Source organism: Sphingomonas sp. 3-13AW (genome assembly GCF_049311085.1).
In the GTDB taxonomy this organism is placed as follows: domain Bacteria; phylum Pseudomonadota; class Alphaproteobacteria; order Sphingomonadales; family Sphingomonadaceae; genus Sphingomonas.
Window position 1 is genome coordinate 60,429 of sequence record NZ_JASNVZ010000004.1, and the last position, 26,190, is coordinate 86,618.

General features: G+C 68.3%; 22 protein-coding genes and 1 tRNA gene. 9 read left to right on the forward strand and 14 right to left on the reverse strand.

Features of this window, described 5'->3' with window-relative positions; translation table 11 throughout:
- Positions 1–2: 2 nt before the first annotated feature.
- Together QP045_RS06725 and sppA are read right to left on the reverse strand one after the other, a co-directional pair.
- Positions 3–578, reverse strand: a complete 576-nt coding sequence (locus QP045_RS06725) for a GNAT family N-acetyltransferase (RefSeq protein WP_422514204.1) — start codon at positions 576–578, stop codon at positions 3–5.
- Positions 575–2,461, reverse strand: coding sequence for a signal peptide peptidase SppA (sppA, locus tag QP045_RS06730; RefSeq protein WP_422514205.1), 1,887 nt, complete (start codon positions 2,459–2,461; stop codon positions 575–577). The genes QP045_RS06725 and sppA overlap by 4 nt, the downstream gene beginning before the upstream one ends.
- A 258-nt stretch (positions 2,462–2,719) precedes the next feature.
- Between sppA and groES the strand changes: the two genes are divergently transcribed.
- Together groES and groL are read left to right on the forward strand one after the other, a co-directional pair.
- Complete coding sequence (gene groES / locus QP045_RS06735) at positions 2,720–3,007, forward strand: co-chaperone GroES (protein ID WP_422514411.1); 288 nt, start codon at positions 2,720–2,722, stop codon at positions 3,005–3,007.
- A 101-nt stretch (positions 3,008–3,108) separates the two neighbouring features.
- Entirely contained in the window at positions 3,109–4,749 is a 1,641-nt protein-coding gene (gene groL, locus QP045_RS06740; protein ID WP_422514206.1) for a chaperonin GroEL, read from the forward strand.
- Positions 4,750–5,005: 256 nt separating this feature from the next.
- Here the strand turns inward: groL and QP045_RS06745 are convergent, their stop codons facing one another.
- Positions 5,006–5,638, reverse strand: a complete 633-nt coding sequence (locus QP045_RS06745; protein WP_422514207.1) for a septal ring lytic transglycosylase RlpA family protein — start codon at positions 5,636–5,638, stop codon at positions 5,006–5,008.
- 160 nt (positions 5,639–5,798) lie between these two features.
- Here QP045_RS06745 and QP045_RS06750 point away from each other — a divergent pair, with 160 nt between their 5' ends.
- Entirely contained in the window at positions 5,799–7,595 is a 1,797-nt protein-coding gene (locus QP045_RS06750) for an aminopeptidase P family protein (protein WP_422514208.1), read from the forward strand.
- Positions 7,596–7,607: 12 nt separating this feature from the next.
- On the opposite strand, the gene QP045_RS06755 is transcribed toward QP045_RS06750, so the two are convergent.
- Positions 7,608–7,751 carry a hypothetical protein gene (locus QP045_RS06755; RefSeq protein WP_422514209.1) on the reverse strand — a complete coding sequence of 48 codons (144 nt, stop codon included), beginning with the start codon at positions 7,749–7,751 and terminating at the stop codon, positions 7,608–7,610.
- 89 nt (positions 7,752–7,840) lie between these two features.
- Here QP045_RS06755 and QP045_RS06760 point away from each other — a divergent pair.
- Positions 7,841–7,915, forward strand: a tRNA-Thr gene (locus tag QP045_RS06760).
- A 133-nt stretch (positions 7,916–8,048) separates the two neighbouring features.
- Here QP045_RS06760 and QP045_RS06765 read toward each other — a convergent pair.
- Genes QP045_RS06765 through QP045_RS06775 form a run of 3 tightly spaced genes read right to left on the reverse strand, consistent with a single transcriptional unit; the run spans position 8,049 to position 12,178 of the window.
- Positions 8,049–9,578 (reverse strand): DHA2 family efflux MFS transporter permease subunit, encoded by a 1,530-nt coding sequence (locus QP045_RS06765; RefSeq protein ID WP_422514210.1) that lies wholly within the window; start codon positions 9,576–9,578, stop codon positions 8,049–8,051.
- A 10-nt stretch (positions 9,579–9,588) separates the two neighbouring features.
- Entirely contained in the window at positions 9,589–10,728 is a 1,140-nt protein-coding gene (locus tag QP045_RS06770) for an HlyD family efflux transporter periplasmic adaptor subunit (protein WP_422514211.1), read from the reverse strand.
- Positions 10,721–12,178, reverse strand: coding sequence for an efflux transporter outer membrane subunit (locus tag QP045_RS06775; protein WP_422514212.1), 1,458 nt, complete (start codon positions 12,176–12,178; stop codon positions 10,721–10,723). Before QP045_RS06775 ends, QP045_RS06770 begins: the two co-directional genes overlap by 8 nt.
- A 103-nt stretch (positions 12,179–12,281) precedes the next feature.
- Here QP045_RS06775 and QP045_RS06780 point away from each other — a divergent pair, with 103 nt between their 5' ends.
- Positions 12,282–12,929 carry a TetR/AcrR family transcriptional regulator gene (locus QP045_RS06780; protein WP_422514213.1) on the forward strand — a complete coding sequence of 216 codons (648 nt, stop codon included), beginning with the start codon at positions 12,282–12,284 and terminating at the stop codon, positions 12,927–12,929.
- Between the two features lie 71 nt (positions 12,930–13,000).
- The gene (locus QP045_RS06785; protein ID WP_422514214.1) at positions 13,001–14,380 is read left to right on the forward strand and encodes a cryptochrome/photolyase family protein; all 1,380 of its coding nucleotides are present in this window, start codon (positions 13,001–13,003) and stop codon (positions 14,378–14,380) included.
- A 22-nt stretch (positions 14,381–14,402) separates the two neighbouring features.
- Here the strand turns inward: QP045_RS06785 and QP045_RS06790 are convergent, their stop codons facing one another.
- Positions 14,403–16,538 carry a TonB-dependent siderophore receptor gene (locus QP045_RS06790; protein WP_422514215.1) on the reverse strand — a complete coding sequence of 712 codons (2,136 nt, stop codon included), beginning with the start codon at positions 16,536–16,538 and terminating at the stop codon, positions 14,403–14,405.
- A gap of 150 nt (positions 16,539–16,688) precedes the next feature.
- Between QP045_RS06790 and QP045_RS06795 the strand changes: the two genes are divergently transcribed.
- Together QP045_RS06795 and QP045_RS06800 are read left to right on the forward strand one after the other, a co-directional pair.
- Positions 16,689–17,672, forward strand: a complete 984-nt coding sequence (locus QP045_RS06795; RefSeq protein ID WP_422514216.1) for a L,D-transpeptidase — start codon at positions 16,689–16,691, stop codon at positions 17,670–17,672.
- A gap of 35 nt (positions 17,673–17,707) precedes the next feature.
- Entirely contained in the window at positions 17,708–18,559 is an 852-nt protein-coding gene (locus tag QP045_RS06800; protein WP_422514217.1) for an NAD(P)-dependent oxidoreductase, read from the forward strand.
- A gap of 21 nt (positions 18,560–18,580) precedes the next feature.
- On the opposite strand, the gene QP045_RS06805 is transcribed toward QP045_RS06800, so the two are convergent.
- Positions 18,581–18,820 (reverse strand): hypothetical protein, encoded by a 240-nt coding sequence (locus tag QP045_RS06805; RefSeq protein WP_422514218.1) that lies wholly within the window; start codon positions 18,818–18,820, stop codon positions 18,581–18,583.
- On the reverse strand, positions 18,817–19,875 hold the full coding sequence (locus tag QP045_RS06810; protein ID WP_422514219.1) for a Glu/Leu/Phe/Val family dehydrogenase: 1,059 nt from the start codon (positions 19,873–19,875) through the stop codon (positions 18,817–18,819). The genes QP045_RS06805 and QP045_RS06810 overlap by 4 nt, the downstream gene beginning before the upstream one ends.
- Before the next feature lie 130 nt (positions 19,876–20,005).
- On the opposite strand from QP045_RS06810, the gene QP045_RS06815 reads away from it, so the two are divergent.
- Complete coding sequence (locus QP045_RS06815) at positions 20,006–20,470, forward strand: Lrp/AsnC family transcriptional regulator (RefSeq protein ID WP_422514220.1); 465 nt, start codon at positions 20,006–20,008, stop codon at positions 20,468–20,470.
- Positions 20,471–20,474: 4 nt separating this feature from the next.
- Here the strand turns inward: QP045_RS06815 and QP045_RS06820 are convergent, their stop codons facing one another.
- The 4 genes from QP045_RS06820 to QP045_RS06835 are packed head-to-tail and all read right to left on the reverse strand — an operon-like array spanning position 20,475 to position 26,189.
- On the reverse strand, positions 20,475–22,457 hold the full coding sequence (locus QP045_RS06820; RefSeq protein WP_422514221.1) for a serine hydrolase domain-containing protein: 1,983 nt from the start codon (positions 22,455–22,457) through the stop codon (positions 20,475–20,477).
- A complete protein-coding gene (locus QP045_RS06825) occupies positions 22,454–24,028 on the reverse strand; it encodes a serine hydrolase (protein ID WP_422514222.1) in 1,575 nt (524 codons plus the stop codon). The genes QP045_RS06820 and QP045_RS06825 overlap by 4 nt, the downstream gene beginning before the upstream one ends.
- Positions 24,028–25,152 (reverse strand): hypothetical protein, encoded by a 1,125-nt coding sequence (locus tag QP045_RS06830; protein ID WP_422514223.1) that lies wholly within the window; start codon positions 25,150–25,152, stop codon positions 24,028–24,030. The genes QP045_RS06825 and QP045_RS06830 overlap by 1 nt, the downstream gene beginning before the upstream one ends.
- The gene (locus QP045_RS06835; protein WP_422514224.1) at positions 25,140–26,189 is read right to left on the reverse strand and encodes a DUF1611 domain-containing protein; all 1,050 of its coding nucleotides are present in this window, start codon (positions 26,187–26,189) and stop codon (positions 25,140–25,142) included. Before QP045_RS06835 ends, QP045_RS06830 begins: the two co-directional genes overlap by 13 nt.
- Position 26,190: the final 1 nt, after the last annotated feature.

A 26,190-nucleotide genomic window follows, 5' to 3' on the forward strand; every position in this document is an offset into this window, starting at 1 on the left:
GCTCAGGCGCGCACGACCCCGACATCGCGGAAGGATTGCGGTTCCGCCGGCGGCATCGGGGTGTGCGCCAGCGCGCACTGCCACAAGCCGATGTCGATCCACTGGCCCTGCTTGTAGCCGATCGAGCGGATCACCCCGGCGCGCCGGAACCCGACCGCCTCGTGCAGCGAGATCGAGGGGCCGTTGGGCAGCGCGATCACCCCCATGGCCTGGGCGAAGCCCTGGGCACGCAACGTGACGATCAGCGCCTCGTACAGCAGCCGCCCCGCCCCCTGCCCATGGGCGGCACCGGCAAGGTAGATCGTCGTCTCGACCGAGAAACGATAGGCCGCGCGCGACCGGAACGGGCCGGCATAGGCGTAGCCCAGGATCGTGCCGGGCCCGGTCTCCCCCAGCGGGTCGGTACCGGTTGCGACCAGCCAGGGGTAGAAGCCGTCGTGCGCCGACATCCGCTCGGCCATGGCAGCCGCGTCGGGCGGCTGTTCCTCGAAGCTGATCGTGCTGCCCGTCACATAGGCCGCATAGATCGCGGCGATCGCCTCGGCATCGTCCGGAGTCGCGGCCCGGATCGAGATCATAGGCCGACCCGCGCCAGCATCAGGTCGAGCAGCCGCACGTCCTCGGCCGCCGGCACCGCCGGCCCCAGCCCTGCGCACTCCAGGCACCGAGCCTGCATCGCCGCGTTGCCCTTCACCAGCCGTCGCGCATCGCCCACAGCCTGCGCCAGCAGCGCGCGCCGCTCGCCGGCGAGACGGGAGACAAGGTCGCCGGGCTCCGATCCCACGCGGTCATTGTCGCTCGATGTCATGGCGTCCACGAACTGCTCGAAGGCGCCCGGCTCCTTTTCCAGATAGGCGGCATGCACCTTGTCCGGATCGAGCTTCGCGCGCCGCGCCGCCTCTGCGACCGCGTCGGACAAGGTTCCGAACCGGTCGACCAGCCCCAGCTGGCGTGCGGTGCCGCCATCCCAAACGCGGCCCTGGCCGATCTGGTTGACCCGCTCCGGCGTCATCCGGCGCGACTGCGCCACCAGCCCGATGAAGCGGCTGTAGCCGTTCTCGATCGTCGCCTGCACCAGCGTGTCGAAGGCCGCGTTGGTGCCGGCATAAATGTTCGGCTGCCCCGTCAGCGGGGTCGTCTGCACGCCATCGGTGGTCACGCCGATCTTGGCGAGCGTACGCTCAAAGGTCGGGATCAGGCCAAAGATGCCGATGGACCCGGTGATCGTGTTGGGCTCGGCGAAGATCACCTCGCCCGGGGTCGACACCCAATAGCCGCCGCTCGCTGCCAGGCCGCCCATCGAGACGACGACCGGCAGCCCCTTTTCCTTTGCCTGCAGGATCGCCAGGCGCATCTGTTCGGACGCGAGCGCCGATCCGCCGGGTGAATCGACCCGCACCACCAGCGCCTTGAGGTCCTTTTTCGCCAGGCCCTGCAGCATCAGCTTCGATATCGTGTCGCCGCCCGCAGTGCCGCTGCCGGATTTGCCGTCAACGATCTCCCCCGCGATGGTCAGGACACCGATCGCGGCGCCCGACTTGGGCTGCGGGTTGGCGGCGATCCAGTTCTTCAACGAAATCGCCTTGAAGCTGCCGGCCGCCTTGCTGTCGGCCGGGCCGACGCCATCGATCGCGGCGATGCGATTGCCGAACGCGATGCGGTCGCCGACCTGGTCGACAAGGCCGCTGGCCAGGTTCGCCTTCGCAATGTCGCCCCCGGCGGCCAGGACCAGCTTGTCGGGCTGGGTGACGAAATCGTCGATCTTCGCCTTGGGCCGCGCCTTGGCCACCGCCTCCCGCCACTGGGAAAAGAGCGACCCATAGAGTGCCTGGTTCGCCGCACGCGCGGCTTCCGACTGGTCGGTGCGCGTAAAGGGCTCCACCGCCGACTTGAACTCGCCGACACGATAGACGTGCGCGTTGATGCCCAGCTTGTCGATCAGGCCCTTGTAGTAGAGCTGCGAGCCGCCCGGGCCGCTGAACATCGCCCCGCCCATCGGGTTGACCCAGATCTCGCTCGCGTTCGCTGCGACCAGATAGCCGCTGTCGGTGTACGCGGTCGCATAGGCCAGCACCGGCTTGCCGCTTGCGCGCACCCGGCCGACCGCCGCGCCGACCTCGGCCACCACCGCCGGATAGCCGCCGACGAAGCGATCAAGATCGAGCACCACAAGCTTTACCCGCTTGTCGTCGCGCGCCTTGTCCAGCGCGTGCACCACGTCGCGCAGCCGATGCTCGCGCGCGACCCGCGTGCCGCTGAGCGCGGCGAACGGATCGACCGCACTCGGCTGTTCGACGACGGTGCCGTCGAGCGCGACCAGCAGTGCGCCGGGCTTGATCGAGGGGTTGGGCTTCGCCACCAGCGCCGCGAACAGCGCCCCGAAGAACAGGAGCATCGCCAGCAGGACGAGCCCGTCCTTGACCGCGACCAACAACTTCCACGTACCCCGAACGAGTCTCACGCGCACAATCCCCTCTGCAGATTCCCGGTGCTAGAGCAGCGCCAGAAGCGAGTAAACCGCGCGTCCGCCAAGGGGTTAGCGCCCGGGACGATTCCTCTTGGCCGGACGGTCTCACCCGTTTCCGACACGCGCTGGCGCGGCGTGCAATTTTTCGATGGGGCGACCCGTTGACGATGCATGGGGGCGATCGCATATGCGGGGCGCTGGCACTCGCTGGGGGTGAGTGCCAAAAACCTGTTTTTAGAAAGGAAAGCGCGCATGAACTTCCGTCCGTTGCATGACCGCGTGCTCGTTCGCCGCGTCGAAGCCGAGGAAAAGACGGCTGGCGGGATCATCATCCCGGAGACTGCCAAGGAAAAGCCGCAGGAAGGCGAAGTTGTCGCCGCCGGCAACGGCACCAAGGCTGAGGATGGCAAGGTTACGCCGCTCGACGTCAAGGCTGGCGACCGCATCCTGTTCGGCAAGTGGTCGGGCACCGAGGTCAAGGTGAATGGCGAAGACCTGCTGATCATGAAGGAAAGCGACATCCTGGGGATTGTCGGCTGATCCAGCGCTGACCTTCCCCGGCCAAGGCCGGGGTCCGGAACGAATGATCTCGCAACTCGCCCCGGCCGCGGCCGGGACAGCAATCAGAGAAAGGTAGCCAAATGGCAGCCAAGGAAGTCAAATTTTCGCGCGACGCGCGTGAGCGCATCATGAAGGGCGTCGACATCCTCGCCGACGCGGTCAAGGTCACCCTCGGCCCCAAGGGTCGGAACGTCGTGATCGACAAGTCCTTCGGCGCACCGCGCATCACCAAGGACGGTGTCTCGGTCGCCAAGGAAATCGAGCTCAAGGACAAGTTCGAGAACATGGGCGCCCAGATGGTGCGCGAAGTGGCCTCGAAGACCAACGACGTTGCCGGTGACGGCACCACCACCGCGACCGTTCTCGCCCAGGCGATCGTCCGCGAGGGCATGAAGTCGGTTGCGGCCGGCATGAACCCGATGGACCTGAAGCGCGGCATCGACATCGCCGTGACCAAGGTGGTCGAGGACGTGAAGTCGCGCTCCAAGCCCGTCTCGGGCTCGTCGGAAGTTGCCCAGGTCGGCATCATCTCGGCGAACGGTGACATGGAAGTCGGCGAAAAGATCGCCGAAGCCATGGAGAAGGTCGGCAAGGAAGGCGTGATCACCGTCGAAGAGGCGAAGGGTCTCGAATTCGAGCTCGACGTCGTCGAGGGCATGCAGTTCGACCGCGGCTACCTGTCGCCCTACTTCATCACCAACCCGGAAAAGATGACGGTCGAGCTCAACGACCCGTACATCCTGATCCACGAGAAGAAGCTCTCGAACCTGCAGGCGATGCTCCCGATCCTGGAAGCCGTCGTTCAGTCGGGTCGTCCGCTCCTGATCATCGCAGAGGACATCGAGGGCGAGGCTCTGGCCACGCTCGTGGTGAACAAGCTGCGCGGCGGCCTGAAGGTCGCAGCGGTCAAGGCTCCGGGCTTCGGCGATCGTCGCAAGGCGATGCTCGAGGACATCGCGATCCTCACCAAGGGTGAAGTCGTCTCCGAGGACCTGGGCATCAAGCTCGAGTCCGTCACGCTCAGCATGCTCGGCACCGCCAAGCGCGTCACGATCGACAAGGACAACACCACCATCGTCGATGGTGCGGGTGAAGCCGACGCGATCAAGGGCCGCACCGATGCCATCCGTCAGCAGATCGAGGTGACGACCTCGGACTATGACCGCGAGAAGCTTCAGGAGCGTCTTGCAAAGCTGGCCGGCGGCGTTGCCGTCATCAAGGTCGGCGGCGCAACCGAGGTCGAGGTGAAGGAGCGCAAGGACCGCGTCGACGACGCGCTGCACGCAACCCGCGCAGCAGTCGAAGAAGGCATCGTCCCGGGCGGCGGCACGGCTCTCCTGTACGCCACCAAGGCCCTGGACGGCCTGAAGGGCGCCAACGAGGACCAGACCCGCGGCATCGACATCGTTCGCAAGTCGCTGACCTCGCTGGTTCGCCAGATCGCGCAGAACGCCGGCCACGACGGCGCCGTCGTGTCGGGCAAGCTGCTCGACCAGGACGACACCTCGTTCGGCTTCAACGCGTCGACCGACACCTATGAGAACCTGGTTGCAGCCGGCGTGATCGACCCGACCAAGGTCGTCCGCACCGCTCTCCAGAACGCCGCGTCGGTCGCGGGCCTGCTCATCACCACGGAAGCAACCGTGGCCGAGCTGCCCGACGACAAGCCCTCGATGCCGGCCGGCATGCCCGGCGGCGGCATGGGCGGCATGGACTTCTGATCCGGCGGGGTACCGGGCAAGCGCAGGCTGGCCCGGTACCCGAAACGGATCGGCCGCATCGGCAATGCCGGTGCCGTCCCAAAGGAAGGGGCCGGGGGGAAACCTCCGGCCCTTTTCTTTTGCCCCTCCCTTTCGGCCGCGGAACTGACGGTGCTCGGCACCGGCCCCGTCCCGGCAGCCGGCCCAGAGCTTCAAGGAGACGCTGGACCAGGCGGAGGCGCTGCTGTGCTGGCCTACCCCGCGGTCCCGTGCGACCCTACTGGCCGCCCCGGGTGCCTGGCGGGGTGCGGAGCGGCTGCCCGCTCTCCAGCGCCAGCCGCTCGCGCAGGTTCGCCAGCTCGGTTTCGGAAGCACGCCGGCGCTCCGGTGCGGGCTTGCCCTTGCGCAGCCGGGCGCGATCCTTCTCCGGCGGATCGACGCGGCGCACTCGCACGGCGGCATAGCCTTGCGTGCGGATGCCCAGCTGCTCGGCCGCACCCCGGCTCAGGTCCAGGATACGCCCGCGCGAGAACGGACCGCGGTCGTTGACCCGCAGCAGGATCGTCCGCCCGGTGTCGAGTGCGGTCACCTCGACATAGCTGGGCAGCGGCAAGGTCGTATGCGCGCCGGTGACCGCCTTGGGCCGGAAACGCTCCCCATTGGCGGTCTGGTTGCCGGATTCATTCCCGTACCAGCTGGCAAATCCGACCGCGTCATACTGCGGGTTCTCGGCCGGCGTGTAGCGGATGCCGCGCACCGTATAGGGCTTGCCGATCTTGACCGGCGTGTCGCTGACGGGCCGGTATCGGGTCGTGCCGCAGGCCGCGAGCAAGGGCGTCACCAACAGCGCCAGCCACAACCCTCCGCGGATCGACGGGGCGGCGGATGGCGTACGGATCGCATCGAGCATGCTCGATGGGGTAGCCCAGCCCCGTCCGGGAATGAACCCCCATGCGGCAGGGCGACTCGCCGCGCAGCCCTGTCGCGGCACGGACAAATCTGGCAAATCGACCCGGATTGCGCCGCATGCTGCTGATCGGCTGCGGCACCGAAACCAGATGGATTGCATCATGCCCCCCTTTTCCGACCGCCTCGCCGCCCTTCGCACCCGCCTTGCGCAGGAAGGGCTAGACGGCTTCGTCGTCCCACTGACCGACGAACACATGAGCGAATATGTCGGTGGCTATGCCCAGCGGCTGGCATGGCTCACCGGCTTCCAGGGATCGGCCGGCACCGCAGTCGTGCTCGCGGGCGACGCGGCGATGTTCACCGACGGGCGCTACACGCTGCAGGTGCGCGAGCAGGTCGACAGTGCTGACTGGAGCTTCTGCCAGGTGCCGCAGGAGAGCGTCGCCGGCTGGCTCGCGGGCCATGCGCCAAAGGACGGACGGATCGGCTATGACCCGTGGCTGCACACGCGCGGCTGGGTAGAGCAGACGGCCGCCGCCCTCGCCCCGCGCGGCGGCATGCTGGTGGCCGTCGCGGCCAACCCGATCGATGCGCTCTGGGCGGACCGGCCGCAGCCGTCCGATGCGCCGCTTGCCGTGCAGCCGGACGATCTCGCCGGCCGCAGCGCCGCGAACAAGCGTGCCGAGCTCGCCGACTGGCTGCGCGGCCAGGGCGCGGACGCGCTGGTGCTCTCCGCGCTCGATTCGATCGCCTGGGCATTCAACGTGCGCGGCACCGACGTCACCCACACCCCGGTCGCCCTTTCCTATGCGCTGGTCGCCGCCGACGGCACGGCCGAGCTGTTCGTCGCGCCGGACAAGGTCGGCGACGCCGTTCACCGTCACCTCGGCAACGCCGTGCGCGTCCGCGACAAGGCCGAGTTCGCCCCGGCCCTGCGCGCCCTCGCCGGCAAGCGCGTCGCCGTCGATCCCGAGCGCGCCGTCGCGGCGATCTTCGATGCGCTCGATGCTGCCGGCGCCACGCTGCTGCCGGTGCGCGACCCCGTCGTGCTCGCAAAGGCGATCAAGAACCCCGTCGAGATCGCCGGCCATGCCGCTGCCCAGGCCCGTGACGCCGCCGCGCTGGTGCGGTTCCTCAAATGGTTCGAACAGACCGCACCCGAAGGCGGTCTGACCGAGATCGACGCCGCCGAGCAGCTGCACGCCTTTCGCGCCGAAACCGGGGTGCTCAAGGACCTGTCGTTCGAGACGATCTCCGCCACCGGCGCGCATGGCGCCAGCCCGCACTACAAGGTGACACCCGAATCCAACGCGCCGATCCTGCCGGGCCAGCTGTTCCTGATCGACTCCGGCGGCCAATATGCGGACGGCACCACCGATATCACGCGCGTGATGCCGGTGGGGGAGCCGACTGCCGAGATGCGCGACCGCTTCACCCGCGTGCTCAAGGGGCACATCGCGGTTGCCACCGCAGTCTTCCCCCACGGCACCACCGGGGCACAGATCGACGGCTTCGCCCGCCGCCCGCTGTGGGAAGTCGGCCTCGATTTCGCGCATGGCACCGGCCACGGCATCGGCGCCTATCTGTCGGTTCACGAGGGGCCGCAGCGGATCGCCCAGCCGACCTATCCCGGCGGCGGCCCGCTCGAGCCGCTGCGCGCGGGCATGCTGCTCTCCAACGAGCCCGGCTATTACAAGGCCGGCGAATACGGCATCCGCATCGAGAACCTGATGCTGGTGGTGGATCGCCCGATCGCCGGCGGAGAGGTGCCGATGCTCGCGTTCGAGACGACCAGCTTCGTGCCCATCGAACGCCGCCTCATCGATCCCGCGCTGCTGACACCACAGGAGCGCGCCTGGGTCGACGCCTACCATGCCGAAACGCTGCGCCGCGCCGGGCCGCTGCTCGATGGGGACACCCGGGCATGGCTTGCCGGGAAGTGCGCGCCGCTCGACTGAGGGCGCGCGCGATCAGCGCTGCTGTGGCGGCCCTTCCTTCGGGTCCGCCTCAGCAGCCGCTGGTTCCGCGTCGGCGGCCCGCGCCTGTGCCTTGCGTCGCCGAAGATTCTCCCGCAGCGCCCGCGCCAGTCGCGCCTGTTTCTCGGTATCGTTCATCTCTGCCCGGGATAAACCGCCGGACAGCGGGTTGACAATCTTTCGCGCCCCGCACATAGGCGCCCCTCCGCTGGCAACTGCCCGCGTGTGCTGCCGTAGCTCAGTGGTAGAGCGCATCCTTGGTAAGGCTGAGGTCGTGAGTTCAATCCTCACCGGCAGCACCATTTTCTCCTAGAAAATCAGATACTCCCCTCGGGGACCCGCGCGGACGTGCTGGGCGCGGCTGTGCGCCGTCCTTCTGCCTGCAACCATGCGGCAAGTGCGGGCGGCGCAGCAGAACCACGCCGCCCGGACACTCTAGTGTGCCGCGCTCCGGTCCGCGGCACGGCGGGGACGTGGCGCCAGCCAGATGATCGTCGCCGCCGCGAAAAAGGCGATCGCCGAGATCAGGAACACGTGCGTCGTCGCCAGCGCCATGCTCTCGCGCTCGACCAGTTGGGCGATCACCGCGCGGATCTGGTCCAGCGGCATGCCCTGTGCGGTCAGCGCTTCCACCGTGCGGCCGTCGTTGAGGTTGCTCACGATCTCGTTGCGCGCGACGCGCGCGCTGTCGTCCCACATTGTCGCCACCACGGAAGTCCCGATCGCGCCGGCCATGGTGCGCAGGAACGCCATCACGCCGGCCGCCGACGCCGTCTCCTGCGGCTCCACCGAACTGAGCGCGAGGGTGGTGAGCGGGATGAAGAAGAACGGCATGCCGAAGCCCTGGAGCATCTGCGGCAGCGCCAGCGACCAGAAATCCGCCTCGCTGTTCCAATGCACCCGCAGCAGCGACGCGAGGCCCAGCCAGACGATCCCGAAACAGATCAGCGGTCGCGGATCCATCTTGTTCGACATCTTAGCCACGATCGGTGACATGATCACCGCCGCCACCCCGGTGAAGGCCGTGGCATAGCCGGCATAGGTCGCCGTATAGCCCATGCTCATCTGCAGCCATTGCGGGATGATCACCGCCGACGCGAAGAAGGTGCCGAACGCAAAGGCAAGCGAGGCCACCGCCACGCTGAAGCCGCGATGCCGGAACACGCGCAGGTCCACGATCGGCTGGCTCTCCGTCGCTTCCCAGGCAAGGAACACCAGGAAGCCGACGACTGCGATCACCGCCAGCATGACGATGGTGCGGTCGTTGAACCAGTCGTGCTCGCGACCCAGGTCGAGCATGATCTGGAGCGCGCCGATCCACAGCAGCATCAGCATCAGGCCGACCCGGTCGACCCGCACGGGCTGGGTCGGCGTCTCCACCTCCCGCAACAGGCGCATCGCACCAAAGGCACAGACTGCGGCTACCGGAATGTTGATGAAGAAGATCCAGTGCCACGACCAGCTGTCGCTGATCGTGCCGCCCAAAATCGGCCCCATGATCGGCGCGACCACGGTGGTCATCGACCACACCCCCATCGCCTGGGCGCGCTGGTCGGGACGAAAGATGCGGACCAACAGTGCCTGCGACAGCGGCATCAGCGGGCCACCGCACAGCCCCTGCCCGATCCGGCACGCGATCAGCATGCCGAGCGTGGTCGAAAGCCCGCACAGCACGGAAAAGACGCCGAAGCCGATCATCCCGAAGGTAAAGACCCGCACCGTCCCGAACCGCCCGGCAAGCCAGCCGGTGAGCGGCACGCACACCGCCTCCGCCACCGCATAGGAGGTGATGATCCACGTCCCCTGGCTGCTCGAAATGGCGAGGCTGCCCGAGATGTGCGGAACCGAGACGTTGGCGATGGTGGTGTCGAGCACCACCATGAAGTTCGTGAGCGCGAGCACCGCACCCGCGAGCAACAGCCGCACGCCCGACAGGGACGTGGCGGCTTCGGGCTTGCCGTTCATGCGCTTGTCCTCAGTGCGACCGCAGGTCGATCTCGGCGTCCATCGAAAGGCCGACCCGCAGGGGGTGGGCCTGGAGCTCCTTGGGATCGAGCGCGACCCGCACCGGCAGCCGCTGGACCACCTTGATCCAGTTGCCGGTCGCGTTCTGCGCCGGGATCAGCGCGAACGACGATCCGGTGCCGCCGGAAAAGCCGACGACGCGACCGTGATATTCCACGTCCCCGCCATAAAGGTCGGAGGTGAGGGTCACGGGCTGTCCGACCTTGACGCGGTTCAGCTGGCCTTCCTTGAAGTTCGCATCGACGTAGAGCTGGTTGAGCGGCACGATCAGCATCAGCGCCGTGCCCGGTGCGACACGCTGGCCGACCTGCACGTTGCGACGGGTGATGACGCCATCGACCGGCGCGCGGATCACGGTCCGCTCCAGGTCGAGCTTCGCCTGGGCGAGCTTGGCCTGTGCCGCCAGCACCTCGGGCGCGGTCGACGAGGTGGTGCCGCTGATCAGCGCGTTGTTCGCCGCCAGCTGCCCGGTCGCCGCCCCGCGCGTGGAGCTCGCCTGGGAAACGCCGGCGCGTGCCAGCTCCAGATTGGCGCGCGCCGTCGCAAAGGCATTGGTCGCGCTGCTCAGTTCCTCGCCGGAGACCGCGCCATTGGGCGCCAGCCGCTGGCGGCGCTCCAGGTCGATCCGGGCGCGATCATAATCGGCCTGGGCCGCGACCAGCTGGGCGCGCGCGCGGGTGATATCGGCATCGCGCGCCTGCACCTGCGCGGCAAGCGCCGTGCTGGTGGCCGAGGTCTGGCCATATTGGCGGCGAGCCCGGGCGAGCTCCGCCTCGGCCTGTGCCACGGCGATGCGGGCGTCGGCGTCGTCGAGCCGGACGAGCACGGTGCCACGGCGTACCGTCTGGGTATCGGCGACCTCGACGCTCGCCACCTGGGCCGCGAGCATGGGGGTGACGCTGGCGGTGTCGGCGCCGACATAGGCGTTGTCGGTGCTGACATAATGGCGCGCGACCAGCAGGTAATAGGTGCCATAGGCCAGCGCCGCGATCACCACGACCAGCGCGATGATCCCGAGCAGCTTCTTGCGGCGCCCGTTGGGCTTGGCCGCATCGACTGCGGCCTGGTTGGGGAGGGCGGCGTCAGCCATGGGTCGGGTCCTTGCGTGCGGTCTCGGCCGCGGTGTTGAGGGAAAAGCCGCCGCCAAGCGCGCGGACCAGCTGGACGTCGAGCGTGAACGCCCGCGCCTCCAGCTCTGCCACCGCAGTGCGGTTCTGGAGCACGCGGTCTTCCGCGGTAAGGACGTCGAGGAAGGTTGAAAGTCCGCCCTCGTAGCGCTGGCGCGCGAGCGACCAGGCCTGCTCGGATGCGGCCAGTGCCTCGCGCGTCTGCGCCAGCCGGTCGACCAGTGCGCGCTGGCTGGTCACCGCATCGGCGACTTCGCGATAGGCCGCGGTGACGGTGCTGTCATAGCTGGCGACGGCTTCGTCATAACTGGCGCGCGCACCCCGGTATTGGCCGGAGAGCTGTCCGCCGCGGAAGATCGGCAGGCTGAGCGCAGGCCCGGCCTGACCATAGGTCGACCCGCTCTTGAAGAGGTTGCCAAGGCCCAGCGACTGGAAGCCGATCAGCGCATTGAGGTTGATCGCGGGATAGAAGTCTGCGCGCGCCACCTTGATCTCGCTCGCACGCGCCTCGACCCGTGCGCGGCTGGCGGCGATATCGGGACGGCGGCCGATCAGGTCGGTCGTGACGCCGGCGGGCAGGGTCCGGCGTGCCGCGGGAAGGGGCGGCAGCGCGATGCTGAGGCCCCGGTCCGGCCCCTTGCCGAGCAACGCGGCGAGCCGGTTGCGGGTGAGGCCGATGTTCTCGTCGATCGCGGCGATCTGCGCGCGCACGGCCGGGATCGCCGCCTCGGCCTGCTTGACCTCGGCGCGGGTATCGAGACCGTTGGCGACGCGCTGGGCGACCAGCTGCTGCGTCCGGCCGCGCACTTCGAGCGCGCGCAGCTGCACGTCACGCTCGGCGGCAAGCTGCGCCAGGTCCGCATAGGCGGCAGCAATGTTGGTGGAGAGCACCAGCCGCGCCTGCTCGACGTCGATCCGCGATGCCTCCGCCTCGGACGTCGCCGCGGCGAGCGAGGCGCGGTTGCGGCCCCACAGGTCAAGGTCGAAGCCCAGGTTGAGCGCGACCGAGCCGGTATCGTTCCAGCCCTTGGGCACGAACTCGGCCGGGATGCCGTTGTTGTAGCTCTGCTTGTTCTCGCTGGCCCTCGCCTCGACGCCCACGGACGGCAGCCGGGAGGCTTCTGTCCGCTCGACAAAGGCACGCGCGGAGCGCAGCCGCGCCGCGGCCGCAACCACGTCCGGCGAGTCGGCCAGTCCCTCCTCAATCAGGGCGCTGAGCTGCGGATCGCCGAAGCTGCTCCACCAGTCGGCTGCCGGCCATGCGGCGGCGGTGCCGCGCGCGGCAAGGCTCTGCTCAGCGGCATAGCTCTGCGCAGCGCGCACCTCTGGCCGGGCCCCGAGCTGCGGTACTGGCGCACACGCAGCCAGCGGGACGACACCGGCCGCTGCAGCGAGCAACAGCGGCCGAAACATGCTTTGGTTCATGTGAAAATAATACCGTACTGGTTGGTACGGTCAGGGAGATGGGCCCGGTCGTTTGTCTTGTCAACATGAAACTGTACTCTATAGTACAGCAATGGAACCCGCCGAACCCAAGGTCTCCGGCAAGCGCGAAGCGCGCAAGCACGACCGTCGTCTTGGCATGCTTGCCACCGCGAGGAGGATGTTCCTCGATAACGGCTATGCGGCAACCTCGATGTCCGCCATCGCTGCCGAGGTCGGGGGATCCAAGGCGACTCTCTGGAATTATTTTCCTTCCAAGGAAGAGCTTTTTTCGGCCGTCCTCGACGATGCGACCGCCGATTATCGCCAGAAACTCACCGATTTATTGCGGCCCACGCCAGACGTGGCAGCAACGGTTCTCGCCTTCACACGCGGATTCCTCGCAAAAACTACCTCGATCGAGGCTGTCCAGCTCCATCGCCTGGTCGCGGCCGAAGCCGCGCGATCGCCCGAAGTTGGCAAGATTTTCTCGCGGGTGCCGCAACGCACCCGTCAGCTGCTCGCCGATTTCTTTGAGGCCGCGATGAAGGCGGGCCAGCTGCGCCAGGCGGATCCCCATGTCGCCGCCTATGCGCTGACCTCGCTGTGTCTCGGCGTTCAGCAGCGGATACTGTGGGGCGCGCCCGCCCCGTCTGAGCAGGAGATCGAGCGGGAGGCGCAGAACGCCGCCGACATCTTCCTGCGCGCCTTTGCGCCTCCCCAGGACGGCCGCGCCACCTGAGCCCCATAGCGAATGCCCATATAAAGCGGCGCGGCGTGCATCCGGCGACCCGCCTCGCGCATTCAGCCGCGATGGCCAAATCCGATACCCCCAGCATCGTCTGGTTTCGACAGGACCTGCGACTTGCCGACCAGCCGGCCCTTGCTGCGGCCGCGGCCGAAGGGCCCGTGCTCGCGGTCTATGTCCTCGATGACGAGACACCCGGCGACTGGCGGATCGGCGCCGCGCAACGCTGGTGGCTGCACCACGCGCTGAAGGCGCTTGCCGATGCGCTGGCGGCGCGCGGCGTTCCCCTGGTGCTGCGGCGCGGTCGCGCTGCCGAAGAAGTGGCGCGGCTGGCGCGAGAAGTGGGTGCGGCCCGGGTCCACTGCCTCGCCCACCAGGAGCCTTGGTGGTGCGCCGCCGAAGCGGCGCTCGCGGAGGTGGTCGAACTCGTCCGTCACCCCGGCCGGCTGCTGGCGGAGAGCGGGCTCGTGCGCACCGGCACCGGCGGTCGCTTTCGCATCTTCACCCCCTTCTGGCGCGCGCTCCAGCAGCAGATGCCGCCCCCTGCCCCCCAGCCTGTGCCGGAATCGTTGCGCGGCATGGCAAGCCCGCCCCGTGGAGAGCGCCTGGAGGACTGGGACCTGCTCCCGCGCGCTCCCGACTGGGCAGGAGGTTTCGCGCACTGGACCCCCGGTGCGGCCGGCGCCGCCGAACGGCTCGAAACCTTTGCGGAGGAGGTCGGAGGATATGACCAGAACCACAACCTGCCGTCCATCGACGGCACCTCCAGCCTCTCCCCCCATCTCCACTTCGGCGAGATTTCACCCGCGACCGTGTGGCATGCCCTCGCCCGGCGCACCGGCGCAGAGCCATATCTGCGCGAGCTCGGCTGGCGGGACTTCGCGGCCAACCTGATCCTGCAGTTGCCCGATTATGCCACGGCCAATGGTCGGCCGGCGATGGATGCCCTGCGCTGGCGAACCGGCGAAGCGGCGGACGCCGACTTCCGCGCCTGGACGCGCGGGCGCACCGGCTATCCGATCGTCGACGCCGGCATGCGACAGCTGTGGCACATCGGCTGGATGCACAATCGCGTGCGAATGATCACGGCGAGCTTCCTGGTAAAGCACCTGCTGATCGACTGGCGCCGGGGCGAGCGCTGGTTCTGGGACTGCCTGGTCGACGCCGACTACGGCAACAACAGCGTCAACTGGCAATGGGTGGCAGGCACCGGCGTGGACTCAAGCCCCTTCGGCCGCATCATGGCCCCGCTCGTCCAGTCGCCCAAGTTCGACGCCTCCGGCTATATCTGCGAATGGGTGCCCGAACTCGCCAGGCTCGACGACGCGGCGATCCACGATCCGCACGCCGCCGGCGTCGCCCCGGCCGGCTACCCCCGCCCCCGCATCGGCCACCGGGAGGGACGCGAACGCGCGCTCGCCGCCGCGGCCGCAGCGCGCGCCTGATCGCTGTCAGGCGCGCGCGTCCTCAGAAGCGATAGGTCGCCGTGAGCGTGGCGGTGCGGGGCAGGCCGTAGCGATATTGGCTGAAGAAGCCGATCTGGCTGAAATAGGTCTTGTCGAGTAGGTTCTCGACATTCGCCTGGACCTGCAGGTTATCGGTCACGGCGTAGCGCGCCATCAGGTTGACCAGGGCATAGCCGTCCTGCTGGAAGCGGAAGTTCCCGCCGGTGACCGGGTTGAGGCCGTCGGTATAGGCCTTGCTCCGATAGTTCACGCCGCCGCCGAACGTCAGGTCGCCGACCGTATAGGTCGTGAACAGCTTCAGCAGGCGTCGCGGCTGGTCATAGTTGGCGTCCATCTTGAACTGGCTGTAGCCGAAGTTGACGTTCCAGCCCTCCAGCGGCCGGCCCGTGACTTCGACCTCGAATCCCTTGCTGACCACGCCGTCGGCGGCGATGTACGGCTGCACCGGCAGCGCATTGCCGGGAACCAGGATCGGCGGCCCATCGAGCACGGCGAGGTTGTCCTGCTCGATCCGGAACAGCGCGAGCGACGTCTGCAGCGCGTCCCCGAAGAACGAACTCTTCAACCCGATCTCATACGCCTTGCCGTCGAGCGGATCGAGCTGGCGCAGGTTCCGGTCGAGGTTGTTCTGCGGCTGAAAGATCTTGGTATAGCTTGCGTAGAGATGGTGGTTGGGCGTCAGGTCATAGAGCGCGCCGACATAGGGGATGAAGACATTGTCATTCCCGTAGTTGCTGGTTACGCCATAGGCGAAGCCGCGTTGCTTCCAGCTGGCGAGACGCCCGCCACCGATTACTTTCAGCCGATCGGAAATATTGGCCCGCACCACGCCGTAGAAGCCGGTCTGGGTGATCTTCTCCTGCGAGGCGCGCTCCGCCACATCGGAAAAGCCGGGATAGGCGTATGACTCGCCCGTCCAATTGTTAAAATCACCGGCGGGCGGCCACGAGAACGGATCGGAAGGATCGAGAATGTTGAGCGCGGCGAAGGTATCGGCGTGACGCTTTAGATTGCTGCGCAGCGCCCCCACTACGACTTCATGGTCGCGGCCGAACAGCGAGACCTTGCCCTTGATCTGGCCGTCATAGCTGTTCTGGATGCTCTCGCCCTCGGCATGATAGGGATTGCTGGCGAGGCCCAGGCCGGTATCCCGGTCCACCAGGCCGTAGAGATACAGAAGCTTGGTATTCTGCGTGTTGCGGATGCGATTATAGTTCGCCTGCGCGCTCCAGCCGCCACCAAAGTCGTGACGCAGGCTCACAAAGAAGTTCTGGTTGCTGCTGTCCCAGTGCGTCCACTTCGCAGCCGTCGATTTCGACCGCTTCCAGCGGGCGAAGCTGCCGTCGCTGTAGAAGGACGGCAACGCGCCCCAGGCCGCACCATTAGGATTGCCCTCCTGGTGGCTGAAGCCGACACGCAGCAACGTGTCCTTGGTGATGTCCGCGTCGATCGTGCCGTAGAGTACCAGCTTGTCGTTGTGATAGCCGTCGATCTGGCTGCCGCCTTCCTCGTACCGACCCACCGCTCGGAAGCGCAGGCTGCCGTCCGGGGTCACGGCGCCGCCGATATCACCCGACAGCCGCCACGTATCCCAGCTGCCATAGCTGCCGCTGACATAGCCGGTCAGGTCGGTGCTGACCGCATGCTTGCGCACCAGGTTGACCGAAGCGGACGGGTCGCCAGCCCCGCTCAACAGGCCGGTCGCGCCCCGCACGATTTCGACGCGATCATAGATCGAGACGTCGGCCAGGGTCTCGCCGGAGTCGCCGCCCAGCGCCCAGGCGGTCGGCACGCCGTCGAGCTGGGTGTTGGTGATCTGGAATCCGCGTGCGTAGAAGGAATTGCGCACGTCATCGGTCTCGTTGGCCGTAACGCCCACGGCGTTCTCGATAACATTCTTCACGCTGATCAAATTCTGGTCGAGAATGCGCTGCGCGGTCACGATGCTGACCGACTGCGGCGTCTCCTGCACCGTCAGGCCGAGGCCCGTCGCCGTGTCGATCGCGTCCGGCAGCGTGTAGGACCCGACCACCACGATCTCCTCGCCCGAACCCTCTTCCTCGGCAACTTGCGCCGTGGCCGGCACGGCAACGAGGACGGATGCACCGCCAAGCAAGAACGCGATCTTCGACTTCATGACTTTCCCCACACTCCCGGCCTTCGACTCCGAAGCCCGACGCGCATGTGGCTATGCGAAATGCGTCTCATTCGCAATAGCAGGTAACACTGGTGGGCGGGACGCGGCACCGGCTGGTCCGATGCCCGCAAATACGCGATAGCGGTTGCCATGCTTCTCCGGTCTTGTTCGCTCGCTCGCCTGATGTTCGCCGCTACGCTCCTGGCCGCGCCGGGCGCTGCGGCGCGACAGTCGGAACCCTCCGCCCTCAGCGTCGTCGAGGCGGTGCACAAGCTGAAGCCCGGCGGCTTTTTCTGGGCGCCCCAGGTCGCACCCGCCGGGCCCATGCTGGTGGTCGTCAGCCTTCGCCTCCAGCGCGCCTATGTCTATCGCAACGGGGTGATGATCGGCGTTTCCACCGTCTCGACCGGGACCAAGGGGCACGAGACGCCGACCGGCGTCTTCACGATCCTGCAAAAGGCGGTCGACCATAAGTCGAACCTCTACAACAACGCGCCCATGCCGTTCATGCAGCGGCTGACGTGGGACGGGATCGCGATGCACGCGGGCAATCTGCCCGGCTATCCCGCCTCCCACGGCTGCGTCCGGCTGCCGCTCGCCTTTGCGCGGCTGCTCTACGGCGTCACCAGCAGGGGGATGACGGTCGTCATTACCGACGACGCGCCGGTGCCGCGGGTCGCGCCCACGCCGGAACTGCTGAAGGCGGGGAAGACCTCGCGCACGCCCCCCGCACAGCCCGGCTTCTGGCAGCCGGAGCGTGCGCCTTCCGGGCCGGTATCGATCATCGTCAGCGCCGCCGACCGCCGGGTGCTGGTTCTTCGGAACGGCATCGAGATCGGCGCCGCGCCCATCAGCCTGAAGGGTGCGATCCCCCGCCCCGCCGCCTATGTCGTCGGCGGCATCGATGCGACGGGGCCCCGCTGGACCCGGGTTGCCCTCCCCTGGGACAGCAAGACCGCAGACGCGGCGACGCTAGCGGTCGGCAAGGACAGCATCACCGTGGACCCGACGTTTCGCGCGCGGCTGCAGCCGCTGCTGGTGGCGGGCACCACCGTCGTCGTCACCCCCGACAGCCTCAGCAGCGGCAGCACCGGTGCCCCGATCACGCTTCTGACGGATAGCGAGGAGCGTTGAGCCGTTCCGTCCCACGCACAGCAGGAGACGCAGTCATGGACATTGGCATCATCGGCCTGGGCGCAATGGGAAGCGCGATGGCGCGCAACCTTGCGGCGGCCGGCCACACGGTAAAGGCCTGGAACCGCTCCGGCGGCAGGGTCGAGGGCGTGACCCTGGTGGAAACCCCAGCCGAGGCGCTGCAGGGCGACGCCGTGCTGACCATGCTGGCCGACGACGCGGCGATCCGCTCGGTACTGCTCGACAGCGGGGTGCTGGGGCAGGCGAAGCCGGGCCTCATCCATGTCGGCGCGTCCACCATCTCCGTCGCGTTCGCGCGCGAACTGGTCGAAGCGCATGCTGCGGCCGGTGTCCGCTATGTTTCGGCCCCCGTACTCGGCCGGCCGGATGTCGCCGCCCGGGGCGAGTTGAACATCCTTGCCGCGGGTGCCCCTTCCGACATCGACGCCGTGCGCCCGTTGCTGGAGGTGATCGGCGCGCGCATCTGGGATCTCGGCACCGAGCCGCCGGCGGCCAACGCCGCCAAGGTCGCCTGCAACATGATGATCGCGATGGCGATCGAGGCGATGGGAGAGGCGCTGGCGCTGACCGAAGCCAATGGTGTCGGTCGCGACCAGTTCCTGGAGCTGATCCTGGGCACCTTGTTCGGCAGCCGCTCCTACCAGGTCTATTCGGCCAACATCGCCAAGGGGGACTATGAGCCCGGGTTCAAGGCGGTGCTGGGCCTGAAGGACCTGCGCCTGGCGACCGAGGCGGCGGAGGCGGCCAACCGCTCGCTGCCGATGCTGCGCGCCGTCCACGCCCGCATGACCGAGACGGTGGAAGCGGGACTTGGCGAAAAGGACTGGTCGGCGATGGCCGAATTCACCATTTCCGGAGGCAAGTAAGCGCCGTCCCCGTCGTCCCTGCTACCGTCGGACCAGCTGGACGGCCGAGACCTCGACGAACGAGCGCAGCTTTTCCAGGCTGGCGGGCGGCGGCTCGCATTCGCCGAAGTCCAGGCGGATCACCATCGCCTCGTCGTCCAGCTCCGCCTCCAGCCGCGTGAACGCCAGCGCGTGCTGGGCCATCAGGTTGACGACCCGCATCAGCAACGCCGGCGATGCTGCTCCGGTGACGCTCAGGCTCGGTACGGCGGCCGTGGTCATGCCGCCAACGCGGTCTTGTCGCATCCGGGCCGCCCGCCGACCACCTCCTGGCGGGCGAGCAGCGCGGCCGCCCGTTCCGGTGAGATGCCGCGTCCCTCCGCCACGTCGAGCACCTGGCTCAGCCGGTCGGCAATCCCGTCGACCCGCACCGACACCGACTGTTGCGACCAGCCGAGATACTCCGCCGCGACATTGATGATCCCGCCCGCGTTCACGACATAATCGGGGGCATAGAGCACCTTGCGGCGGGCGAGCAGGGCAGCGGCCTCCGGCATCGCCAGCTGGTTGTTGGCCGCCCCGCACACGACCTTTGCCGTCAGGGTGGGCACCGTCGCCATGTTCAACACGCCGCCCAGCGCACAGGGCGCGAACACATCCGCGGGCACGGTCGTGATCGCGCGTGAGGACACCAGGTCCGCGCCGAAGCGGGTGGCCGCCCGTGCCGCGACCTCCGACCTTGCTTCGGCGATCACCAGCCGTGCCCCGGCGGCGTGGAGCAACTCGCACAGCGCCATCCCGACATGGCCGACGCCCTGGACCGCGACCGTCACCTCGGACAGCGACCGGCCGAGCCGCCGCCGAACCGCCACTTCCATCGCCCGGATTACGCCAAGCGCCGTCCAGGGCGACGGATCGCCGCCGGGCTTCCCGCCCTGCTGCGGCAGTCCAGCGACATGCGGGGTGTGCTGGGCCACGAGCGCCATGTCCTCGACCGCCGTTCCGACATCCTCGGCCGTGACATAGCGACCGTCGAGTGCGTTCACCGCCCGGCCGAATGCCTCGAACAGCTGCGTACGGCTGAACGGCGCATCCGGCAGCATCAGAACCGCCTTGCCCCCGCCCAGCGGCAGCCCGGCCAGCGCGTTCTTCATCGTCATGCCGGCCGCGAGCCGAACCGCGTCCTCGCTGGCACTCGCCTCATCGGCATAGCGCCACAGCCGGCACCCGCCGGCGGCCGGCCCGAGCGCGGTCGAGTGGAGTACGATGAACCCGCGCAGGCCGGTCTGCGGATCGTCGAGCCGGACCACGGCTTCCGGCGGCATCAGTTCGTCCATCTACCCATTCCCTGTGCTGAGTTCATGCAGAACAAATAGCCGGGGCAGCCGGGGCGTTCTTGCCTTTGTCGCCCGTTTGAACTCGGATATGAGAAGAGTCTGACCGCCTGCTGCGGGAATGGAGGATGGAATGACCCAGCCGCTCGACGATGCCGAACGCCGCATCCTCCGCGTCCTTCAGGAGGATGCGAGTCTGCCGACTGCCGCGGTCGCCGACCGCGTCGGCCTTTCCCCCTCGCCCTGCTGGCGGCGGATCGACCGGATGGAGCGCGACGGCATCATCCGAAAGCGCGTGGCACTGCTCGACCGGCGCGCCATCGGGCTCAACGCGCACGTCTTTGCGCAGGTGAGGCTGAACGCCCACGGCCGCGCGCATCTGGACGATTTCGCAGAGGCGATCCGTGCCTTTCCCGAAGTGCTGGAATGCTACGTCCTGATGGGCCCGGTCGATTTCCTGATGCGCGTCGTCGCCGAGGATATCGAAGCCTATGAGCGCTTCTTCTTCGACAAGCTGTCGCGCGTGCCCGGCGTGCAGGAGGTCGTCTCCACCGTTGCCCTGTCGGAGATCAAGTCGACGACCGTCCTGCCCGTGTGATGGCTCAATAGTTCAGGTTGTAGCTCATCAGCTTGCCCACCCAGGCGAGCCACAGCACGCCGATCAGTGCGGCGGCGATCAGGATCGCGCGCAGCCGCTCCCCCCAGCTCCGTCCCGGCCGCCAGGTCAGCACCGCGTTCCAGACGCCAAGCGCGGCCGCAACCACCGGAACGATTCCGGCGATCTGGAGCGCGCGAATGGTCGCGTCCATGTCGTTGTTATAGACCTCGACCTGCAGCTTCAGGATCGGCGCAAGCACCCTGTACCAGCCGAAGAGATAGACGAGGTCGGCCAGTGCCGCGAGTTGCACCAGCCGGTGGGCAAGCTTCGCCCGGCCCGTCAGCGGGTTTGGGGCGCCGTAGCGGCGACGGATCCAGGCCGTTGCCGGCCAGGCGATCACCGTCGCCAGCAGCACCAGCACCGAGAACGCCGCGATCACCATGTTGAACGTCGGATTGCGCGAAAGCGGCGTCGCCTGCAGGACCTCCACCGGGTTGCGGCTGTCGAGGATCGCGCGGCGCCCGTTCACCTCCGACACCTGGAGCATCCGGGTGCCGTCGACGTCCCGCCAAAGTCCCTTCGCGATCTCGCGGAACTGCTTGCCCGGCAGGGTCGTCAGGCTGATCGTGCCGTCCTCGTTGGGGATCAGCTGGGTCTGCTGGAGCAGGTAGAAGATGCCGATGAAGCCGGATTCCACCCGTCGGGAACCCTCGTAATAGCCCGCGAGCGCCGCCGCATCGGCGGCAGCGCTGGCGATGGCCGGCGGCGTCTGGGTCGGCGGCGCCGGGAAATAGCGGTCCAGGAACAGCTGGAACAGGCGCTCGCGCGCGCCATAGGTCGCGTCATTTTCTCCCCGGCTGTTGAAGCTGGCGTAAAACCCGACGCCTTCCTGTGGCAGCAGGTTGAAATCGGTGTGGAACACGATGGTGTCGCCGCCGTGCCCGATCACCAGCCGCCCGTTGCGATGCCCCCAGAAGAAGCCATGCGCGAGCGTATCAAAGCCGGGCTGCGGCGGCACCGCCGGCGTCTGCATCAGGCGCGCCGTCTCCGGCCGCAGGATCTGGGTGTCACCGAAGCGTCCGTCCTGCAGATGCGCGATCATGAAGTTGGCCATGTCGGCACCTGTGGTGCTGGCGGCACCCGCGGGCGGCGTTCCCACCAGCTCGAACGGCACCGGCGGCATGTCGCTCTGGGCATAGCCCTTGGACATCAGCGGGGCGAACGCCGGCGGCAGCGGCTGGCGGAAGGTGGTGCGTTCCATGCGGAGCGGCGCCAGGATGTGCTGCTCGATGTAGACGTCATACGGTTGCCCGGACACGCGCTGGACGATGTAGCCGGCCAGCGCGGTGCCATAGTTCGAATAGGCGGGTGCCTGGTCCGCGACGAACAGCTGCGGGCGCAGATTCTCCTTCAGGTAGCGCTCGGTATCCTTCCACTTGGCGGGGTCCGTCGCCATCAGGTCCTTCAGCCCCTCCTCGAACCCGCCGCGGTGGCGCATCAGGTCGTTGAGGGTGATGGCCCGGCCGCCCTTGGGCTCGATCCGGAAATCCAGGTAGCGGTTGACGTCGGCGTTGAGGTCGAGCTTGCCCGCCTGGACCAGCTGCATCACCGCGGTCCAGGTGAACAGCTTGGAGGTGGAGCCGATCCGCATCAGCGTGCGGTCGACGTCCATCGGCTTCCTCGCCGCCACATCGGCATAGCCATAGCCCTTCTTGAAGAGCACCTGCCCGTCCTTGACCACTACCACTTGCGCGCCGGCGATCTCGCCCCCCTCCAGCGTGGTGGGCATGAAGCCGTCCAGCCAGGTGCCAACGTCGCCCGCGGTAAGCGCCGGCGCGGCAGCGGCGGCGTCCGGCTGGGCCGGGGCGGATGCGGCGGCCGGGGCCACGGGCGCCGCCGGCTGCGGCGTGACGGCCAGTTCGTTCTGGGCAACCGCCGCGGTTGCGGCAATCACGCAGGCGAGGCCCGCCAACCAACGTCGCATCATGGCCGCTCTCCCTCGGGCACGAAGTCCAGGTCCTTGTAGTCGAAGCTGAAGTCGGCGATCGGCGACACGGGCTTGGCGGTCACCCGCGCGACCTTGCCGTCCGCGTCCAGCGCAAAGGTCAGATAGGCCGGCTCGATCGCCGGATCGTCGAAGCGCGCGACGAAGCTGTCATACTGGTAGTGCTCCAGCCGGCCCGCCATTCCGGGCGTGGTCGTGAAGTCGACCGTCAGCCCCTTTGCGTCCGAACCCACCGCCAGCGCCCCATACCAGGGATCGACATAGCGCCCGGCATAGCGCGCCACCGGCAGCGACGGGCCGACCTGGGCGGGCGTTGCCGCCTGCTGGCGCACCGCCGCCTCGGCCCCAGCGATCCGGTTGCGCTTGAACGCCGCGAACCGGGCGGGCCAATCCTGCTTCGGCAGCCCCAGATAATGGTCGAGCAGCTCGTACATCAGGCCATAGCGAGGCTCGATCTCCTCGCTGTTGATGGCGATCGCAAAGCCGACCTTCTTCTCCGGGATCAGCACCACCACGGTCGTGAACCCGAAGAGCCCGCCGGCATGCCAGATCACCTTGGCGCCATGATAATCGCGCACGTCCCATCCCAGCGCATAGGATTGGTAGCTGGGGGTGATGCCGGCGACCGGCTCCGGATAGGGCTCGATCGGCATCGGCGTGACCGGTGTCCACATCTCCCTGGCCGCCGCTTCGCTGAAGAGCCGCCCCTTGCCACCGGGAAGCGCGCCGCCCGCCAGCTGGATCTGCAACCAGCGCGCCATGTCGCTGGCGCTCGCCGCGATCAGCCCGGCAGGCGCGCCTGCCTGTCCCAGCCGGTCGCGCTCGTCGAGCACCCGAACAGGGCCGATGCCGCGCACGGGCCCGCCATAGCGCGCATGTGGCTGGGCCCGGTCGGGCACGGACAATTGCCGTGCCATCTCGGCGGTGGCGTTGGGAAAGCCGCCGGGCCGGAACACATGGTCGCGCATGTACTCTTCCCAGCCCTGCCCGCTGACCGCCTCGATCAGCGCGCCCGCGACGATGTAGAGGATGTTGTCATAGGCATAGCCCGAGCGAAAACTGGTCGCCGGCTTCAGATATCGCAGCCGTCCCACGACTTCGGCGCGCGACAGCTTGCCGCGCGGCACCAGCAGCAGGTCGCCCGCACCCAACCCTAAGCCGCTGCGATGCACCAGCAGGTCGCGCACCGTCATCTCGCGCGTGACCCAGGGATCGTACATCTGGAAGCCGGGCAGATGGTCGATGACCTTGTCGTCCCAGCCGATCTTGCCGGCATCGACCAGGGTCGCAAGCGCCGCGACCGTGAACGCCTTGCCGGTCGACCCGATCATGAACAGCGTGTCGGCGTCGACCTTCGGCGCGGCTCCCTGCCGACGCACGCCATAGCCCTTGGCGAGTACGACCTTGCCGTCCTCGACGATCGCGATCGAGATGCCGGGCGTCTCGGTGGCGGTGCGGATGGACTCCACGCGCGCGTCGAAGCCGGCGGGCGGGTCGGCCAGCGCCGGTGCCCCGGCCAGCAGCAGCGGCAGGGCGAGAAGGCAGCGCTTCATCATGGTGTCTCCGGCTGGATCGCCGGGCCTGCGACGCGGCGCAGCGCCACCATCACGAGCAGCGGCAGGACGTAGAGGAGGATCAGCATCCAGGCGAGCGCGCGATAGCCAGAGGCGATCAGCGCCACCAGCCCGATGCGCTCGGCGATCAGCATGCACGGCACCAGCAACGCCAGGGCCGCGAGCGCGCGGGCGAGGGGCCGCAGCACGATCCGCCCCGCGCTTGCATGGGCGATCCGTTCGTTGACGGCGTGCACCGCGCCGCTGCCGCTTTCCAGCAGCGCCGCGAAGATCATCACCTGGAACAGCAGGTGAAAGCCGGGGTGGCCCAGCCGGACGAGGATATAATCCGAAGGCAGGACCGCACTTGCGATCTCCGGCAGGAACGCGGTCATGCTGACGAAGAACAGCAGCGCGGGAAGCATCGCCAGCGGCGCCGCGATCACCCCCGCGACGACGGCGTCCCGCCCCGACCGGAAATGCCGCGTCACCGGCAGCACGATCACCGCGCCGACGACGTTATAGCCCGCATAGGTGATGCCCCCGAGCGCCCAGTCGCCCGACGGCGGCGGCGCGCTTTCAAAGGCGGCCGCGATCCGCTCGCCGATCCCGGTCAGCGCCAGCAGCAGGAACGTCGCATAGGTCGCATAGAGCAGCACGGAGACCCAGACGAACACCCGCTCGACCCCCGCATTGCCCCAGGCCACACAGCCGACGATCCCCACCATCAGCGCGACCGTGCCCACGGCTGCCGGCAAGCCCAGCGTCGCCTGCCCGATCGCGCCGGCGGCCGCCCCGAATACCGCCAGGATCAGGACGATGAACACCAGATACGCCGCCTCGAACGCCACCCATCCGCGGCCGAGCAGCGCCTTGAAGAAGGTCCGATAGTCGCGGGCGCCGATCTTGTGGGCGAGGTGAAAGGTGGTGGCCGCCACGACCGCCCAGATCAGCGTCGCCAGCAGCATCGCCGCCAGCCCGCCCCACGGCCCCGCGGGCAGGAAGAACTCCGCGATCTCGCGCCCGGTGGCATAGCCGCCGCCGATCACCACCGCCTTGAACGCGAGCCCCGGCAGCACGAACCGGCGAAACCGGTCGGCCGCGACCGGGCTCAACCTTGGCATGCGTCGAGCAGCCGTTCGAAGGCGTCCCCACCCCGGATCGGGTCCGCAGCCGGAAGGCCCAGCCGCGCCGCCGTTTCGGCGAGCACGTCCGCCGCCGCCTCGTCCGTCATCCCTCCCGTGTTGAGACTGATCCCGACGCAGCGGATCGCGGGGTTGGTCAGCCGCCCTGCCAGCACCGTCTGCTCGATCACCGCCTCGATCGAGGGCACCGGGTAGCCCGGCGTCCCCAGGATGCCCTTCCGCCCCGGCTGGTGGCAGACGACGAACGTGTCGGGCTGGCTGCCGTGCAGCAGCGCCAGCGACACGGGTGCATAGGCAGGGTGGAACAGCGACCCCTGCCCCTCGATGACGTCGAGGTGATCGGGCGGTGCGTCGGGGCTCAGCAGTTCGGCAGCGCCCGCGGCGAAATCGGCGATCACCGCATCGATCGCGATCCCGCGCCCCACGATCATGATTCCGGTCTGGCCGCTCGCCCGAAAGGTCGCGTCGACGCCCCGCGCCGCCAGCCCGCGTGCGATCGCCAGCGCCGTATATTTCTTTCCCAGCGCACAATCGGTGCCCACCGTCAGCAACCGCCGCCCCAACCGCTTGCGCCCGGTCGCGACCGGCAGATCGGCCGGGGGTACGCGCAGGTCGTGCAGGCGCACGCCGCGCCGCGCCGCGGCTTCCCGGAGCGGCGCGATCTCGCCCAGCCGGCGATGCATGCCCGCGACCAGGTCGAGCCCGGCCTCGATCGCGGCCAGCAGCTCCGGCATCCAGCTCGACGGGATCACCCCGCCCTGGTTGGCGATGCCGATCACCATCGCCCGCGCTCCCCTCGCCGCCGCCTCCGCCGGCGTCAGCCGTTCCAGCCCGGTCGTGACGGTGGCACTCGGCAGCGCATGTTCGCCGATGCAGCGATCGCCGGCCCAGTCGCGCAAGCCAAAAGCCGTCTTGGCGAACCCGGGTTCGGTCACGTCCCCCAGGAACAGCAGGTACGGGCTTGGCAGCGCGTGTACCGCTACGACCGGCCGGTCGATCGGGGTAAGGTCGGTCACG

What these genes read in the sequence shown, in the direction of transcription:
- QP045_RS06725 (WP_422514204.1), bottom strand. Translation starts at nt 578, where the DNA reads ATGATCTCGATCCGGGCCGCGACTCCGGACGATGCCGAGGCGATCGCC.
- groES (WP_422514411.1), top strand. Translation starts at nt 2,720, where the DNA reads ATGAACTTCCGTCCGTTGCATGACCGCGTGCTCGTTCGCCGCGTCGAA.
- groL (WP_422514206.1), top strand. Translation starts at nt 3,109, where the DNA reads ATGGCAGCCAAGGAAGTCAAATTTTCGCGCGACGCGCGTGAGCGCATC.
- QP045_RS06745 (WP_422514207.1), bottom strand. Translation starts at nt 5,638, where the DNA reads ATGCTCGATGCGATCCGTACGCCATCCGCCGCCCCGTCGATCCGCGGA.
- QP045_RS06750 (WP_422514208.1), top strand. Translation starts at nt 5,799, where the DNA reads ATGCCCCCCTTTTCCGACCGCCTCGCCGCCCTTCGCACCCGCCTTGCG.
- QP045_RS06755 (WP_422514209.1), bottom strand. Translation starts at nt 7,751, where the DNA reads ATGAACGATACCGAGAAACAGGCGCGACTGGCGCGGGCGCTGCGGGAG.
- QP045_RS06765 (WP_422514210.1), bottom strand. Translation starts at nt 9,578, where the DNA reads ATGAACGGCAAGCCCGAAGCCGCCACGTCCCTGTCGGGCGTGCGGCTG.
- QP045_RS06770 (WP_422514211.1), bottom strand. Translation starts at nt 10,728, where the DNA reads ATGGCTGACGCCGCCCTCCCCAACCAGGCCGCAGTCGATGCGGCCAAG.
- QP045_RS06775 (WP_422514212.1), bottom strand. Translation starts at nt 12,178, where the DNA reads ATGTTTCGGCCGCTGTTGCTCGCTGCAGCGGCCGGTGTCGTCCCGCTG.
- QP045_RS06780 (WP_422514213.1), top strand. Translation starts at nt 12,282, where the DNA reads ATGGAACCCGCCGAACCCAAGGTCTCCGGCAAGCGCGAAGCGCGCAAG.
- QP045_RS06785 (WP_422514214.1), top strand. Translation starts at nt 13,001, where the DNA reads ATGGCCAAATCCGATACCCCCAGCATCGTCTGGTTTCGACAGGACCTG.
- QP045_RS06790 (WP_422514215.1), bottom strand. Translation starts at nt 16,538, where the DNA reads ATGAAGTCGAAGATCGCGTTCTTGCTTGGCGGTGCATCCGTCCTCGTT.
- QP045_RS06795 (WP_422514216.1), top strand. Translation starts at nt 16,689, where the DNA reads ATGCTTCTCCGGTCTTGTTCGCTCGCTCGCCTGATGTTCGCCGCTACG.
- QP045_RS06800 (WP_422514217.1), top strand. Translation starts at nt 17,708, where the DNA reads ATGGACATTGGCATCATCGGCCTGGGCGCAATGGGAAGCGCGATGGCG.
- QP045_RS06805 (WP_422514218.1), bottom strand. Translation starts at nt 18,820, where the DNA reads ATGACCACGGCCGCCGTACCGAGCCTGAGCGTCACCGGAGCAGCATCG.
- QP045_RS06810 (WP_422514219.1), bottom strand. Translation starts at nt 19,875, where the DNA reads ATGGACGAACTGATGCCGCCGGAAGCCGTGGTCCGGCTCGACGATCCG.
- QP045_RS06815 (WP_422514220.1), top strand. Translation starts at nt 20,006, where the DNA reads ATGACCCAGCCGCTCGACGATGCCGAACGCCGCATCCTCCGCGTCCTT.
- QP045_RS06820 (WP_422514221.1), bottom strand. Translation starts at nt 22,457, where the DNA reads ATGATGCGACGTTGGTTGGCGGGCCTCGCCTGCGTGATTGCCGCAACC.
- QP045_RS06825 (WP_422514222.1), bottom strand. Translation starts at nt 24,028, where the DNA reads ATGAAGCGCTGCCTTCTCGCCCTGCCGCTGCTGCTGGCCGGGGCACCG.
- QP045_RS06830 (WP_422514223.1), bottom strand. Translation starts at nt 25,152, where the DNA reads ATGCCAAGGTTGAGCCCGGTCGCGGCCGACCGGTTTCGCCGGTTCGTG.